This is a genomic window from Vagococcus sp. JNUCC 83 (genome assembly GCF_053667615.1).
On sequence record NZ_CM132204.1, the window covers coordinates 893,920 to 910,006 of the forward strand.

Consider the following 16,087-nt stretch of genomic DNA (forward strand, 5'->3'; position numbering starts at 1 on the left):
CCTTATTCTTTTTATTCTCTTGATACTACACGATAATAACTAAAATCTGCAAATGACTCATGTTGGTACGCATCGACTGAACCTATAAAGTTAAATAATCCAGTAAAACCACCTATTTCTCCAGGAGCACCATTCACACCTTCGTCAGATAAGTAACTCACATCAACACCCTCACAAAGAATTAACCAGGTATCGTTATTTTTATAATAAAAGTTGGCTTTCCCGAAGTCATAACATATTTTTAATTCACATATTCCTGTTGACTGACTAATTTTATTGTATGGGAATTCAATTCTTTCTCCTAACTTAGCTTGTAGTATAGTTAAAATGGGAGTATTTGATTCTTCAGAATATGTAAGGTGCAGATAAACCCAATTATTTGAATCATAATAAAGTCCTACACCTGCTGTTTGTGAATAATGTACTGGATGGAATTCAACTTTTGTCATAAGATCATATTTAAAATTGGTAGCTCTAGTTCCGAGAATTGCTGGATTATTTTGAGAAAAGAAAGAGTTTTCCCCTTTAATTCTGAGATAACCTTTTCTTGTAGTAGTGTTCGCCCAATTATTTTCTTGTCTTCTGTATGGTGTCATAAAGGCCCTATCATATTTTTCGTGTTCAAAATCATCATAAATATCAAATTCCTTATTCTCTGCATTATTTTGTTGTTTACTTTTGCCTACTTGCATTAAGGCAAGATTATTTCCACTATCAAGTTCCAACCAATCATCACTGGTCCATCTCATTTTTTGTAAACTTGCTTCTCTTCCCAATGGATTTAAAAGTGTATTAGGAAGTGGCCTTGACATCAAATGAGCTATATAGAAATCACCATCTTCTGTTTCAACTAATGATCCATGGCCAGCTTTTTGCATCATCGATTTTGGATTGTACATTTCAAAATGTCCAGCATCGGGATCACCTAAAGAAAACAAATGCTTAGGAGAAGAGGTGATGATAGGTTCATTAGATGGATGAGGTTCATACGGTCCAAAAATTTTCTTTGATCTTCCGATTTCAACACCATGGCCATAACCTGTTCCTCCAGCTGCTAATATTAAGTAGTACCATCCATTACGTTTGTAAATTTGTGGCGCTTCAGCGCATCCCCTAGTAGTAAATCCATGAGTAACTCTATGCCATTCAGTCAACAAATCCCCAGTTTCAAGATCAATTTCAGCAATAACAATATGTCCTGGAGCTTGATATCCTTCTCGTGTTTCCCATTCTAAAATAGTGACATAATGTTTGCCATCATCATCATGAAAAATTGCTGGATCAAATCCAATAGCTGTAATAAATAATGGTTTACTCCAAGGTCCATATATAGAATCTGAAGACATAAGATAAGAGTCTGAGTTAAATTCTCTACCAGCCATGTTTAACATGTGAGAGTACGCTAACCAATATGTTTTTGTCCGCTCATCATATGATAAATGCGGAGCCCAAATTCCTGCAGGTGTATTTGTTCCACGTAAATCAATTTCGTCTTCCTTTAATACATAGTCTATTAATTTCCAGTGGCTTAAATCTTTTGATTCAAATAATTGAATCGCTGGGTTCCAATGAAATGTTGAAGTAGCAATATAGTATGTGTCTTCTACTCTTATTATAGATGGGTCTGGAGCCATACCAGGTATAATAGGGTTTTGTATCATCATATAAATTCCTTCTTTCTTTTATGTTTGCCATAATCTAAGAATACAGTTCAAGAAAGCGTTTTAACATATCTAAAAAAAGAGTATTTTTACCATTTTTCGTATTTTTAAACAGTAGGTAATAAAAAATAAGACAAGGATAGCACCATAAATTTGGTAAAATCTTTGTCTTATTTTTTATAATAATTTTATATTTCTGATTGATTCACTGGCCATCTTGTTGACTGTTTACTTGGTAAAATCAACGTAATTAAGATAATAATATTTCCAATTGCCGGTAAAAGATAAAATAAAATCCACCAGTTGCTATGGTCTCTGTCATGAAGTCTTCTTGCTCTGACAGTAAAATTAGCTAACCAAATTAAAAAGGTTAAGCCAATAAATATGATGGTTACCAAATTCCATTCTTTAATCACCTTTGTGCCATCTGACATAAAGTCAATGTACTTATAAGCTCCTGTCAAACTAGTGTATAGAGCTAATACAAAGTAATTGACAACTTGTGGCCACCAATATTGAGCCCGTGTCGATGATGCATTCATCACTGTAATGTTACGCCAATATTCTCTATAAGCTTCAAACATCATATCGCCTCCTAAGAAACATTGTAAAGAAAACCGAATAATAGTCAAATATTTGTCTGCTTAATGGATAAAAATTATATATAACAGATGTTTTTTAAAAGTTGGCTATTTGGAATATCAGCTATAATTTTTATCACAAGAAAAAAATTTCTAATGTTTTGGTAAATATTTTGGTAATAGCTCTAATAATAAATCGGTTAGTGCATCAGGAGTCATCGTACTTAAGTCCACTTGTCCCTTAAGAACAAGCTCCATTAATTCGATGTAAGCATAACCTAAAGCACCAGTGATGACCATGCCTACCCCACCTGATATCAACCCTCCACCAATGGTTCCAACTCCAGGAACGAGTTTTGCAATACCACCAGCAATCGATTTCCCAGAAACAATCGCAGTATAAACACCTAACATACTTGCTAACGCTGTTTCAATTTTTTGTTTATCGACGTCAATCCCATATATTGATGTGATTTTTGTCATCATTGCTGTTTGACTTGCTGCCATAACAACTGAATCAGTGCCAATTATAGGACTAAATCCAGTAGTAAAGTTAGCTGCCATTGTTGCTGTGACGACTTTTACAGCTTGATCATGTTTTACTTTTATAGAAGCTTCCTGTGAGTGGATAAATGATGTTTGTAACCCTTCTGGTAATACTGTAACAGTTGTATCTATTAATTCTTCAATACCAAAAATTGCTTGATATTCTGTTGCTTTAGCCAATACCAACACGACATCATTAGCTAAATCAATCATTTGTTCTATTTCATTTTTTAATAAAGTGGCTTCATTTATATCAAAACATTTGGTCAGGACAATAATTACAGGTAACTTTTGTTCAACCAACCATTTGATAAATGAAATTTCAGCCTCTTCAATTCTCGAACCAGAGCCTGAAATGACATACCAAACGACATGAATATCATCATCCATGGTTTCAGTAAACTGAACTTTTTTAATTAATTGTTGAATAGGATGGCGCTTTAATGATTTCACGACGTTTTTAAAATCAAATCCCATGGAGTTAATTTCAAATCCAACAGTGTCGTATATTCGAACTGGAAATCCCTTTTGTTCGATTAAATCTATGCTATCGGTAACTGGTTTTCCCACACCTGTTTTGACAAGTTCTTCCCCAAAAACTGTGTTAATCAATGTCGATTTTCCAACACCACTTTTTCCAGCAATGAGTAAATTAACATTTTTCAACTCTTTATTTTCTTTTTTTACATTATTAAACGTCTCTTCAACATATTTTTTATAATCATCTTGATTCATAATGCCCCTCCTTTTTATCAAACAATATTTTAAATCTAAAAAAGATGTTATCACTGTTGAACAATACACGTTTATTATAATACAGAGTTTATTTTAAGTATATTTAAACTAACTATGGATACTAAAAAACCGCATCTATCGAGACACGGCTTTCTATATTATTTTTGTTCTAGAGATTCTCCATTTGTAGCAATAACATCTTTGTACCAATTAAAACTCTTCTTTTTATATCTCGTCATTGTGCCACTTCCATCATCGTTCCTATCTACATAAATAAAGCCATAACGTTTACGAATTTCAGCAGTTGTAAAACTGACTAAATCTATACAGCCCCAAGAAGTATATCCAATAACTTCAACACCATCTTCTATCGCTTCACTTACTTCAACAAGATGATCATTCATGTAATTAATTCTATAATCATCAATAACTGTTTTTGTCCCATCATCTAACGTGACTAATTCGTCAATGGCACCTAAACCATTTTCAACAATAAAAACAGGTTTTTGATATCTATCATATAATTGATTTAAATAGATTCTTAAGCCAAGTGGATCAATTTGCCAACCCCATTCACTAGCATCTAAATATGGATTTGGAACCCCACCAATAATATTTCCTTTACCATGTTTTTTTGTAGGGTCTGCTGAAGCACAGGCACTCATATAATAACTAAATGACACAAAATCAACCGTATTTTTTAAATCTTCTTTGTCTTGTTCAGTGATAGTTAAATTAATATTATTTTCTTTAAAGAATCGTTTCGTATAACTTGGGTAATACCCTCTCACTTGAATATCAGAGAAATAATAGTTTTCTCTTTCTGACTCAACAGATTTCCAAACATCAGCTGGGTTAGGTGTTAATGGGTAAATAGGGACACCTAAAATCATACAACCAATTTGAGCATCTGGTATAATCTCATGACATTTTTTTACAGCACGAGAACTAGCAACTAATTCATGATGAATCGCTTGATAGATATCTTCTTTTGTTAATTCTTCTATAGGTGTATTGATTCCTCCGCTCAAAAAGGGCACATGAGTAATAGAATTAATTTCATTAAATGTTAGCCAATATTTCACTTTATTTTTATAACGTTTAAAAACCACTTCTACATATTTTTCAAAAAAATCAATTACTTTTCGATTTTTCCATCCATCATACTCTCGAGTTAGATGAAGTGGCGTTTCGTAATGAGACAAGGTGACAAGAGGCTCAATACCATATTTTAAACATTCATCAAATACATCATCATAAAACTTTAGCCCTTCCTCATTTGGGGTACTTTCATCACCATTTGGAAATATTCTAGGCCAAGAAATAGAGAGTCTAAAAACTTTAAAACCCATCTCAGCAAATAGCTTAATATCTTCTTTATATCTATGATAAAAATCTATCCCTTTTAACTTTAAGTTATCTTCAGTTGGAAATTCTTGTGGTGGCTCTTGCCAACCTTTTCGTGTAACATCTTGAACAGATAAGCCCTTTCCTCCCTCATTATAAGCTCCTTCTGCTTGATTGGCAGCTATTGCACCGCCCCATAAAAAATTTTTTGGAAAATTCATCTTAGCTATTCCTCCTTATATTGTATATAAAATAGCATCATTATTAGATACTTTGCCTGAATCTTTTGGTACGACAACATCAATATAGTTAGACGTGTTTGTCACGATAATTGGTGTAACAATCTCGTAACCGGCTTCCTTAACCTTTTCTATGTCTACTTCAATCAATTTTTGTCCTCGTTCAACTTTATCACCTGACTCAACGAATGATTCAAAATGTTGTCCATTTAATTCAACAGTATCAATACCTATATGAATCAACAATTCAATACCTGAGTCGCTTGTTAAACCTATAGCATGTTTCGTTGGAAAAACAGCTGTTACCGTTCCATTAAAAGGTGATACGATTGTATTATTTTCTGGTATAACTGCTACACCATCTCCCATTATTTTTTCTGAGAATGTTGGATCATTGACTTTTTCTAGTAAAGTTAGTTGACCAACAACTGGTGAGTATACTTTTTTTGGATCACTACTAACTGGAATATCTTGTTTACTACTAGTTTCATTATTTTCTTTTTTAGTTTGTACAGTATTATCCTCATTAAACCCATAAATCCATGTAAATACAAATGACAGAATAAACGAACCGATAGCCACAATCAAAGCATTAATAATATTTGAATTTCCATTTTCACCAATAAATTGAGGAATCGACACAAAAGATGGAACTGCAAAGGCATATGATTCCAGATTGACAAAACCAGCAAATACACCCATTATTCCTGAAGCAAGCATTGAAGCATATAATGGTTTCTTAAATTTCAAAGCAATACCATATAAACCAGGTTCTGTTACCCCAGCTATCAATGCAGATAAACTTGCAGCTAAAGCCGTTTGTTTAGTCGTTTTGTTTTTTGATTTAAATGAAACAGCAAGAGCAGAAGCTCCTTGCGCAATATTTGAAGCTAACATCGCTGGCAATATAAGCATGTCTGGATTTTGAAATGATGCAATTAGAAATATTGGTGCAAATGCCCAATGCATACCTGTCATGACAATCAAAGGCATAAAGGCTGCCATCAATCCTAATGCTAACCATCCAGCTTTATCTTGAAGCCAAATCATAATAGTAGATAATCCCTCACCCACAAATGTTCCCAATGGACCAATGACAACTAAAGCTAATACTCCTGAAACAATAATGACTAATAAAGGTTTAGCAAAACTTTGAATAACTGTTGGAATAATCTTATCAAAAAATCTTTCAATATAGCTCATGAGCCATACTACAATCAAAATTGGAATAACGGATGAACCATATGATGCTAAAGTAATAGGTAAACCAAAAATACTTAGGGGATCACCCTCAGCAACCATCGCAACAAAATTAGGATGTAGCATAATACCTGCTACAGTGACAGCCAGCATAGGTTGAACTTTAAATTTTTGTGCTGCAGTGTAGGCTAACATTATGGGAATAAAATAAAATGGGGCATCCCCGAAGAAAGTCAAGATATTAAAAGTCTGAGAGTCTTTACTTAAAAGATTAATCATTGGTAAAACAATTAATAACACTTTAATCATACCACCACCAATTAATGCTGGAATAAGTGGTGACATACAACTTGTGATAACATCGACGATACTATTTAAAACTGAAGTTTTTTCTTTAGGTTCGTTGTCAGATTCACCAGTTTCGAAATGACCTAGTTTGATAAATTCTTTATAATATTTATTAACATCATTCCCTAAAACAATTTGATATTGTCCCCCTTTTTTCATCACTCCCATAACACCAGGAATATTTTTAACGTCATCATCATTTACTAAAGTAGAGTCTTTTAATTTTACTCTCAGACGTGTCATACAGTGAGTTACCGAAGTAATATTTTTATCTTCCCCTAGAGCTTGATATATATCTTGAGATGTTTTCTTGTAATTCATTGATTTTTCCCTCCATAAAATATTAAAAGCATGGCCCATCACTAGTATTCTAGTAATAGGTCATGCTCTGTTAAGATAACAATCCTATTTTTTAATTTAAATTTTTGGTTATTCTTCTTATATGTGCCGTTAGATAAACTAATTCCGTTGCACTTAACTCGTATTGATAATCTTGCAAAATATACTCTTTTATTTTTAAAGAACAAGCATACTCATTTTCATATTTTGTCTTTAATGTCTCTAGCAAGTCATCGTCCTCATCATCGTAATGTTCTTTTGCCAATAGCCTTTGTGCAAAAAATTTAACATGAGTAATAAAGCGATAATAGTCTAATGACGTCTCATCAAATTCTGTATTATAATGAGCTTTTACAATTTCATCAATTTTCTTTGTAATGCTAGTAATTTCATAGGCATATTCATTCGTTTTACTATCGGAAGCATTGATAAAATGCAACGCAATAAATGCAGCTTCATCTATCTCTAGTTCTGTATTTAATTCGGATTTAATGATAGATAACGCCTTTTCTCCAATCGCGTATTCATCGGGATAAAATCTTGCTATATCCAAAATTAATGGATTTTTTAGAACGATGCCTTCTTTATATCTTTCTATTGTCGAATAAATATGGTCCGTTAAATTAATATAAATTGTTTCATTCAAAGCTTTTCCTAATTTAATTTTTCCAAAATTAATAACTTTTTCAGAAACTAAAACATACTCCATCGGCACATTTATCAACAATTCTGTAAATTTGTTTTGATTATTTTTATCCTGCAAAATGAATGTTTTTTCCACTTGGTCCATCTCGACCTCGGAACCTTTCTTTTTGCCAAAAGCGATACCTTTACCCATTAACAATATATCTAAACCCTTACCATTAGACGAGATAACGGTATTATTATTTAATACTCTTTCTATGATCATAGTCAATCTCCTATTTTAAACAAAAAAATCCCATTTAATCATTCAAAAAATGATGTAAATAGGTCTCAGCTCACTCTCGTGATAACTTCCAATTTATTATAAGAAAAAAAATTTAAGTATCCATCAATGCTTACCCTAAGTAATAACATAATGAATTCATCTAAAGAATATCACTTTATTAAAGCGTTGTCAATAATATATAAAATATATCTAATATGAACGACATCACCTCCATTCTACAGACAATCTACAGATTGGATTTATAAAAACTACAAATTCATTTGATATTATCAATTCACCAATAAAAAAGGAGTGATTTTTTGAAAACATTTAGAAGAGTTTGGTGGAACATAGCCAATCAAAAAAAAAAGAATGTAATTTTATTTTTATTGTTTTTCTTAATAAGTATTGTTGTGATTACAGGAATTTCAATAAAACTAGTGGTTGAAGAATCATCTGCTAATGCTAAAAAACAAATTAAAGCAGAGGTAACTTTACAAACAGATCTTATGACGGCTCAAAATGCAGGGAAAATTGAGGAAACTCCTGAATTTAATGCATCAATGGTCAATAAAATAAAAAAAATGCCTGAAGTAAAAAATGTAATTGTAGAGAGTAAGAGTTACATAAATTCTGACTATCAGATGGTTATGACTGAAGAAGAAAAGAAAATGATGGGTAATGTACAAGATGCTGGAATGCCTGATGGGTATAAACAACCTACTCAGTATTTATTTGGTGTAGACAATTTCAACCAAATTGATTCATTTAACAAAGGACAAGCATCTTTAATTGAAGGAGAAGCTCCTTATAAATCAACAAAAAAAAATCCAGTTGTCATTTCAAAAAAATTAGCAGAATTAAACAAATTAAAGATTGGAGACACTTATAAAATTAATGGAGGATACTCCTCAAGTAAACCCGTTGACTGCACTATTGTTGGGCTATTTGACTACTTAGAACCTAAAAAGCAAACTGATTCAAATGCAATGAATTTTGTAGACCCACTTGAAAAAAAAGAAAATAAAATCTATACAACAACAAAAGTCGCTGAGAATACAATTAAATTAGACGATCCGTCTAAACATCAAATGACGTATGATTTTATCAAAATTGAATTAACAAACTCTGACAAAATTGACACAATTATTTCAAAAATAAAAAAAGAATTTAACTATAATTGGACGTATACAAATTTTATTTCTGATAAAGATCAGATTTCTAATATGACAGCTTCTATTGATCAATTATCAAACATTGCTAACATAGTGATATTACTAGGTACAGTGGCGACACTCATTATCTTATTTTTATTTATGTTATTTTCATTTAAGGATAGAATATTTGAGTTTGGCTTACTTTCCTCACTCGGCGCATCGTCATTTGGAATCATGATGCAAACTATACTAGAGTCTACTTTTGTCTTATTAATATCATTTTCCATAGCTGTAGGGGCTAGCCAACCAATTGCAAATACAGTTGGAAACCAAATACTTTCTAATACAGCAGAACAAGCAAAAGAAAACTCAACTACTAATAATAACCAAATTAATAACGGACAAATGATAGTTCAACCTAATATGATTCAAGAAGAAAAAAAAGAGCCAATTGATACTATTTCAATTACCACATTAAAATCAAATATTATCTTGACTTCTTTAGGTATCATCTTTTCTATTTTACTAGTTTCTACATGTGTGCCACTACTACTATTATTAAGAAAAGACCCCAAAACAATCTTACTTCGAACGGAATAAATTACTTATTATAGGAGGAATATTATGTTAACAGCAAAAAATATATCGTTTAAATACCATTACTCTGATGTTTTAACTAACATTAGTGCCACGTTTGAATTGGGAAGTATGTATGCCATTATCGGAAAATCTGGTAGTGGAAAAACGACCCTGCTCTCACTACTATCTGGTCTATCGTCGTTACAAGATGGGGATATTTTATTTGAAGGAACATCGCTAAAACAAATGAATTTGAGACAATATCGTAAAAATTGTGGCATTGTTTTCCAATCATTCAATTTAATCAATTACCTAACGCCCATTCAAAATATTATTCTAGCATTGGACATACAGGGGTATAAGGGAAATAAGAAAAAGAAAGCTAAAGAGATGTTAAAGAAAGTGGATATTACTAATGAGCAAATGACTCGTAAATGTGCTGAGCTGTCTGGTGGGCAACAACAACGTATTGCTATTGCTCGTGCTATCGCAAGTGATGATAAAATCATTTTTGCTGATGAACCAACAGGGAGTTTAGATACAGAAACAAGTCAACTAATCATTAAGCTTCTTAAAGATTTAGCTCACCAAGAACAAAAATGCGTTATCTGTGTGACCCATGATTTAGAGCTAGAAAAAATAGCTGATATCACCTATCGAATTTCTAATGGAAAGCTATATGGTTAACATTGTTGTTATATAAAATACAAAGAGACTTAAATTAAAAAAACCGTTGAAATCAGTGTTTTGGTAACCTGATTTCAATGGTTTTTATTTGTTGAGAAATTTCCAATTAATCATGGCAACTTTTTTGATTAAATAACTTTCTATGATAAATCCAAAAAATAAGTCTATCAATGAGATATTGTATCATAAAAATCGTATAAATGGGTTAAATCATTTAATCGTTTGTTACACTCTTCACTGTCAACGCAGATATAGTTTCCTTTTTTGGTATATGTTCCATCCCCTGCTGATTTAGTCGTAGTCAAAAACATTGAGACGTTACTAATGGTATGACAAATCGTACATACGTTTTTTTTTACTTGTGGTGACATAGTTCCACTTAACCCGACCAGTTTACCATTTCGATAAAACACAACATATTTTCTTTGTGCACCAATATCATTCCATGCAAGGTAAGTTGTTTCTTGCAAATCATACTCGTCTAATTTCGGATAGGTCATTTTTTTAACTTTTTTAAATGACTTTTTAACTTGTGAGTCTGAAACAAGAGGAAATGGCACTACATCCGCTTTTATTATAGTAAATAAATTCTCTGCTTTTGAATTTGTCAATTTAGTATCCATATAACTAGAATAAATTTTTTCATGTAACTCTACACCGAGTATAGTCTCAATAGTGTTAGTTACCATAAGTTGAGATGTTTTTATAACTTGCTTATCATTAACTGTTTTATAAATATCAATCAATCGAGTAATTTCTTGCTTAACTTTGTTGTATTCATATGGTTGTAACATATTACTCTTCCTTTCATTTTGCATAATTAATACTCCAAAGAAAAATAATAAGTTACCTCAAAGTATTAGTCAAACAATAAACTATTTAATGAGTATGAAAGATTATGTAAACATCTCAACCACCTAAACCAACACGATTAAAAATCGTCATCATGTTAGGTGTTGAATACAATATTCCTTAATAATCTCCATTTCATGGCAAGCAATATTATTTGGCAAGTATTTTAAAGAAAAAAAGCGACAATCATTCGTTTCATTGGTTATTTTGATGATATTTCCCGTATAGGATTTTATAAAAAAACCAATGGAAACAAATGAACAAATGTCTCCATTAGGGTATGTGTAAGTGTGTGTTTTCCCACCAAAAACATTCAATAACTCAATATCTTTTTCTGTTGTCTTTAATCCTGTTTCCTCAAAAAGTTCTCGACACATAGCTTTATATGGCGATTCATAAAGTTCAATCGAGCCAGCTGGAAGTCCCCAAAAACCATTATCAGCTCTTTTAACTAATAAAATATTTCCTTCATTAGTAACTACTCCTAGTACACCTGCGACTACTAATGGTCTATTACCAACTTGTTTTCTTAAATTTAACAAATAGTCTGTCATTATTTAAACTCCTTAATCATATTTCAAACCTTTCATTGATTTACATTCTTTCGTTCATTTTCTCTAGCTATATCTTTCTGCAAATCTTTGACAAAATCTTTCGTATCAATCGGAGATCCTTTATTAATACCACCTAATCCAGTATTGACCATCTTTCCCCAACCTTTTAGTGGATCTTTGCCTTTAGCTCGCAATTTATCATTTTTTAAACGTATTTTCTCTGATTTTAATAACTTTTTTTCTGTCATTAGTCCCACCTCAATTTTTTATTAAAAGAAATTAGAAAATTATAGATTTTGAATGTCTCTGACGATAATTTTGTCTCCCACCTTTTCAATAATCCAAATATCTTTAAATGGTATCGGCTCAATATCACCACTTGGTGGTACACCATTTTCTTCAAAATAGTCAATAAGTGTCCCTGCAAATAACACTTTTTTTAAGGCTTTATTTTGTGTCGAACGTGTTACTTTGACTTTATCAATCTGTATATTAGTGACAATATTTTGTTTATTCAACCGTTTATATTCAGCTAGTTTTTGTTGGAAATCTTCATATAGTGTTGGATCCATTTGATCTTTGACTTCTGTCATATCTCCACGACTCCAAGCAAGTTGGATATTTCTAAACAATGATTTGTATTCCCATAATTCTAAATCATCGACATCCATATACATAGTATTTTCTTTTATGGATGTTAGAAAATTTTTCAATAGGATTAGAGGAGCGAGTAAAATAAATAAAAGAGCTCCGAAAATACTATTTCTTCCATTTCCTCCACCAGAACTTCCCCCAGTATTCCCACCACCACCAGCTCGTGCTTCAACTATAACTGGAAAAATGTGATAAAACATAAAAACAATGATGAAAAATACAAAAACATAGCCTAAGCACTTTAACCATTTCTTTTTCATTTGCTTTCCTCCTGAATAGACCATAACTTTTTTGTTGTCTATCTATATAACGTGACAATAGCTATTTAACATCATGTGTACATTTGTTTCCATCTATAATTTTTATTCTTTCTCACTATTCTTTCGATAAATTTTCCCATAATCATCCCTGACAAGGTATTGGTTATCCACCAAAAACCTTCTTAAAATAGCGAAATCATCATAATAGATTTTTAGCACATCATTGATTTCCTTTTCAGTATAATCTTTCTTTGATTCAAATTCACTACTTAGTTTTTCAAACAACAACGTCTTATCTTTTGTCTTTCGTGGAATAGCCGTTAGCTTTCCATCTTTAAAAAATCGCTCGATCGTCATTTTAACCCTCCTTTTTTCGTTTATTATATATAACCTATTACAATCGTTTTTGTTAGATTGATTGTACAACGAATTAGTTAAAAATATGTAGGTAAAATGATATAATCATAAAAAGGGAAAGTGAGGGTGAATCAGATGAAAGGGATGTTTATTGCCATAACGATTGTTAGTTTGTTTGGTAGTCTATCTCGATGGACTCCTAATATACTATGGAAAGACATTTTTTATTTTTTTAGAAAAGATAAAAATGAATATTTGGCATTTAGTAATGCCTTTAGGGGGAACTACTTTTTTATTTCAGGCATTGTATCACTATTATGTTCGATTCTGAGTTTTTTTGTTACTATACAAATTGATAGCAGATATATTTTCCTAGCTTTTTTTATCTATGTCATTATCGCTGAATCAGTGTTACAGCTAACGTGGACTAACCATTTAAAACATAACAAAGTTAACTAAACCTGTTGAATTAAAAATAGCGTGGAGGGTTCTAATGAAAAAAATAATGACACTATTTTTAATGGTTCTAATATTCAGTATTATTTTAATACAAACAACTAAACCACCAGAGATTATGCGTGGAGGATACGGAACATATTTAAGGGAATTAAAGTGTTCAGTGTTAAAAATAACTAAAACTGAGATAATAGCTACTTTAGAAGAAGACACTAGTTCTCCAGAAAAATTAGTAAAAGGAGATAAAATAAAATTAAAATTTGATAAGATAGAAGATGATGATATTAACCCTCAAAAACTAAACTTATTTTAAGGAGAGTTGTTTACTCTGGTGTATTTAATTATTGACGAGACTAAAAACATCGCTGAAGTTAAAATGAATAACCCCAACAAAATAAAAAGTGACTGAGAGTGTAATATAAACTGTGTAAGTAACCTACCATCCTAGGTAGTGGGTTGCTTCGCGGTTTTTCTTTTTTTACAATAGATTAAAGGAGTGAGAAGCTGTGGCTAAAAAGAAAAGAGACCAAAAATCAGCGAAGTTAGCTCAATCAATTATTGACATCTATCAACCAGAATCGGTTGAAGATATGCAAGAAGCTTTAAAAGATGTTTTTGGACCGATGTTTGAAGCTATGCTACGTGGAGAATTAGATAATCATTTAGGTTATGAGAATCAGTCAAGACAAGAAAAAGAAACTCAAAACAGACGGAATGGATATGGAAATAAAAAGTTAAAAACAAGTTTCGGTGAATTAGACATTCAGGTTCCAAGAGATAGAGATGCTTCTTTTGAACCAGAAATTATTCCTAAAAGAAGCAAAGACGTTTCAAGTATTGAAAGTAAAGTTCTTTCTATGTATGCCAAAGGCATGAGTCAACGAGATATTGCCTCGACAATTGAAGATATTTATGGCTTTACTATTTCTCATGACATGGTGTCGGATATCACAGATCAAATATTATCAGAACTTGAGGAATGGCAAATCAGACCTCTGGCCAAATGCTATGCCTTCTTGTTTGTTGATTGTATGTATGTCACTCTAAGAGAAAATTATGAAGTGAAAGAATGTGCAGTGTATACAATTCTTGGCTATGATTTAAAAGGAAATAAAGAAATTTTAGGCCTTTGGTTAAATCAAACAGAATCAAAAAACAGATGGATGCAGATTTTTGATGAGATTAAAGAGCGTGGAGTTGAAGATATTCTATTTATTTCAATGGACGGCGTATCAGGACTTGAAAATGGTGCTAAAGCTATTTTCCCAGGCGTTGTGGTTCAACGTTGTTTAGTTCATTTAGTTAGAAATGCCCTTCGCTATGTACCAAGTAAGAGTTATAAAGAAGTTTGTAAGGATATGAAGTCTTTTTACAGCGCTTCTTCTTTAAAAGCTGCTCAAACAGCTTTTGATACCTTTCAAACAAAGTGGGCTATTTATCCAGGAGCTGTTGATGTTTGGAAAAGAAATTTTCAACATGTTGAACAACTATTTGATTATGGATCAGCTATTCGAAAAATAATGTACACAACAAATGCTGTAGAGAGTGTTCATTCAAGTTTCCGTAAGGTAACTAAAAAAGGCGCTTTCCCTAATGAGAATGCCCTTCTTAAGCTGCTATATCTTCGAGTAAAAGAACTTCAAAGTAAATGGGAAGGTGGACACGTTCACAATTGGGCTATGGTGCTTAATCAATTAACTGTTAATGATTCTTTTTCAAAACGAGTTGAAAAATATAATCGGTACTAATCAAAATAGGTTGGATATATATAATTTGACAACGAGTCTCTCGTCCTGTGAATTTTTATCGGGACAAGAGCTTTATTAAAAATGCCCTCTTATCCTCGAAGATTATCACAGGACGACTCATTGTCAAATTGTCGTTCTATTATTATTTAAAATTACTTACACACTTAACTTGACAAACCCAAGTGACTACTAAATAGTATTAACCATCCCTTTAGTAGTCATTCAATCATATATAAAATCGACGATGAAATCCTTAAATAAACATGTCAATCACTTCTGTGACCTCTATCCAAGTTAACATATCACATTGTTCGATGATTTTTAAGTGTCTCGTTGTATAATCTATCGAACGCAGTTGGTGTGTCACCACCTCACCAGCAATTTTTTGTGGGTGTTTAATGGTGATGTAAGTTGAATATTTTCTATTAGTTGAGGTAATAGGACAGACTAGGCAAAAACCTGTATGTTGATTAAATTCGTCACGGCTTACGACTAAAGCTGGACGACGTTTTTTGATTTCTTTGCCTTTTGATGGGTCAAAATCCATCCAAACAATATCTTTTTGCTTTGGAGCTTCCATCTAATGTTCGTCTCCTTCAGCACCCATAATATCCCACTCAGTGTCTTCTTCTGTCACTGAGTCTCTAAAGCCTGCCCAGTCATCTGCATGTTTAAAAATGTCTTCTTTTTTTGGTTTCAAAATATAGGCATCCCCCACTTTTGAAATCATATACGTGTCTCCGACTTCTGGAGAAATATCTTTTGGAAAAATCGCGCCAACAGAGTTTCCAATCTTTCTAACAACTGTTTCCATAGCTCTCATCTCCTAGTCATTTGTTAAATCAAGTATAACTAGGTTTAACATGTTTGTCAAAAA

Annotated in this window: 18 protein-coding genes; 5 read left to right on the top strand and 13 right to left on the bottom strand. The window is 32.1% G+C overall.

What is annotated here, in order from left to right; genetic code table 11:
• Nucleotides 1-11: 11 nt before the first annotated feature.
• The 6 genes from JNUCC83_RS04180 to licT all read right to left on the bottom strand — a co-directional run bounded on the left by JNUCC83_RS04180 (nt 12) and on the right by licT (nt 7,906).
• The gene (locus JNUCC83_RS04180; RefSeq protein ID WP_454460969.1) at nt 12-1,664 is read right to left on the bottom strand and encodes a glycoside hydrolase family 43 protein; all 1,653 of its coding nucleotides are present in this window, start codon (nt 1,662-1,664) and stop codon (nt 12-14) included.
• 185 nt (nt 1,665-1,849) lie between these two features.
• Entirely contained in the window at nt 1,850-2,245 is a 396-nt protein-coding gene (locus tag JNUCC83_RS04185; RefSeq protein ID WP_454460970.1) for a DUF805 domain-containing protein, read from the bottom strand.
• A 150-nt stretch (nt 2,246-2,395) separates the two neighbouring features.
• Nucleotides 2,396-3,523 carry a GTPase gene (locus JNUCC83_RS04190; protein WP_454460971.1) on the bottom strand — a complete coding sequence of 376 codons (1,128 nt, stop codon included), beginning with the start codon at nt 3,521-3,523 and terminating at the stop codon, nt 2,396-2,398.
• 158 nt (nt 3,524-3,681) lie between these two features.
• Nucleotides 3,682-5,091 (bottom strand): glycoside hydrolase family 1 protein, encoded by a 1,410-nt coding sequence (locus tag JNUCC83_RS04195; RefSeq protein ID WP_454460972.1) that lies wholly within the window; start codon nt 5,089-5,091, stop codon nt 3,682-3,684.
• A 15-nt stretch (nt 5,092-5,106) separates the two neighbouring features.
• Nucleotides 5,107-6,978 carry a beta-glucoside-specific PTS transporter subunit IIABC gene (locus tag JNUCC83_RS04200; protein WP_454460973.1) on the bottom strand — a complete coding sequence of 624 codons (1,872 nt, stop codon included), beginning with the start codon at nt 6,976-6,978 and terminating at the stop codon, nt 5,107-5,109.
• A 91-nt stretch (nt 6,979-7,069) separates the two neighbouring features.
• On the bottom strand, nt 7,070-7,906 hold the full coding sequence (gene licT, locus JNUCC83_RS04205; RefSeq protein WP_454460974.1) for a BglG family transcription antiterminator LicT: 837 nt from the start codon (nt 7,904-7,906) through the stop codon (nt 7,070-7,072).
• Nucleotides 7,907-8,226: 320 nt separating this feature from the next.
• Here licT and JNUCC83_RS04210 point away from each other — a divergent pair, with 320 nt between their 5' ends.
• Together JNUCC83_RS04210 and JNUCC83_RS04215 are read left to right on the top strand one after the other, a co-directional pair.
• A complete protein-coding gene (locus JNUCC83_RS04210) occupies nt 8,227-9,663 on the top strand; it encodes an ABC transporter permease (RefSeq protein ID WP_454460975.1) in 1,437 nt (478 codons plus the stop codon).
• Nucleotides 9,664-9,687: 24 nt separating this feature from the next.
• Complete coding sequence (locus JNUCC83_RS04215; protein ID WP_454460976.1) at nt 9,688-10,329, top strand: ATP-binding cassette domain-containing protein; 642 nt, start codon at nt 9,688-9,690, stop codon at nt 10,327-10,329.
• Between the two features lie 167 nt (nt 10,330-10,496).
• Here JNUCC83_RS04215 and JNUCC83_RS04220 read toward each other — a convergent pair whose 3' ends face one another.
• The 5 genes from JNUCC83_RS04220 to JNUCC83_RS04240 form a co-directional block, all read right to left on the bottom strand.
• Nucleotides 10,497-11,123 carry a FusB/FusC family EF-G-binding protein gene (locus JNUCC83_RS04220; protein ID WP_454460977.1) on the bottom strand — a complete coding sequence of 209 codons (627 nt, stop codon included), beginning with the start codon at nt 11,121-11,123 and terminating at the stop codon, nt 10,497-10,499.
• A gap of 150 nt (nt 11,124-11,273) precedes the next feature.
• Nucleotides 11,274-11,735, bottom strand: coding sequence for an NUDIX domain-containing protein (locus JNUCC83_RS04225; protein WP_454460978.1), 462 nt, complete (start codon nt 11,733-11,735; stop codon nt 11,274-11,276).
• A gap of 32 nt (nt 11,736-11,767) precedes the next feature.
• On the bottom strand, nt 11,768-11,983 hold the full coding sequence (locus JNUCC83_RS04230) for a hypothetical protein (RefSeq protein ID WP_454460979.1): 216 nt from the start codon (nt 11,981-11,983) through the stop codon (nt 11,768-11,770).
• Nucleotides 11,984-12,022: 39 nt separating this feature from the next.
• A complete protein-coding gene (locus tag JNUCC83_RS04235) occupies nt 12,023-12,649 on the bottom strand; it encodes a TIM44-like domain-containing protein (RefSeq protein ID WP_454460980.1) in 627 nt (208 codons plus the stop codon).
• 102 nt (nt 12,650-12,751) lie between these two features.
• Nucleotides 12,752-13,006, bottom strand: a complete 255-nt coding sequence (locus JNUCC83_RS04240) for a DUF2087 domain-containing protein (RefSeq protein ID WP_454460981.1) — start codon at nt 13,004-13,006, stop codon at nt 12,752-12,754.
• Nucleotides 13,007-13,132: 126 nt separating this feature from the next.
• On the opposite strand from JNUCC83_RS04240, the gene JNUCC83_RS04245 reads away from it, so the two are divergent.
• The 3 genes from JNUCC83_RS04245 to JNUCC83_RS04255 all read left to right on the top strand — a co-directional run bounded on the left by JNUCC83_RS04245 (nt 13,133) and on the right by JNUCC83_RS04255 (nt 15,210).
• Nucleotides 13,133-13,465 carry a hypothetical protein gene (locus JNUCC83_RS04245; RefSeq protein WP_454460982.1) on the top strand — a complete coding sequence of 111 codons (333 nt, stop codon included), beginning with the start codon at nt 13,133-13,135 and terminating at the stop codon, nt 13,463-13,465.
• A 34-nt stretch (nt 13,466-13,499) separates the two neighbouring features.
• Entirely contained in the window at nt 13,500-13,775 is a 276-nt protein-coding gene (locus JNUCC83_RS04250) for a hypothetical protein (RefSeq protein WP_454460983.1), read from the top strand.
• A 193-nt stretch (nt 13,776-13,968) separates the two neighbouring features.
• Complete coding sequence (locus JNUCC83_RS04255) at nt 13,969-15,210, top strand: IS256 family transposase (RefSeq protein ID WP_454459153.1); 1,242 nt, start codon at nt 13,969-13,971, stop codon at nt 15,208-15,210.
• A gap of 253 nt (nt 15,211-15,463) precedes the next feature.
• Here the strand turns inward: JNUCC83_RS04255 and JNUCC83_RS04260 are convergent, their stop codons facing one another.
• Together JNUCC83_RS04260 and JNUCC83_RS04265 are read right to left on the bottom strand one after the other, a co-directional pair.
• Entirely contained in the window at nt 15,464-15,790 is a 327-nt protein-coding gene (locus JNUCC83_RS04260; protein WP_454460984.1) for a type II toxin-antitoxin system PemK/MazF family toxin, read from the bottom strand.
• Complete coding sequence (locus JNUCC83_RS04265; RefSeq protein WP_454460985.1) at nt 15,791-16,024, bottom strand: AbrB/MazE/SpoVT family DNA-binding domain-containing protein; 234 nt, start codon at nt 16,022-16,024, stop codon at nt 15,791-15,793.
• Nucleotides 16,025-16,087: the final 63 nt, after the last annotated feature.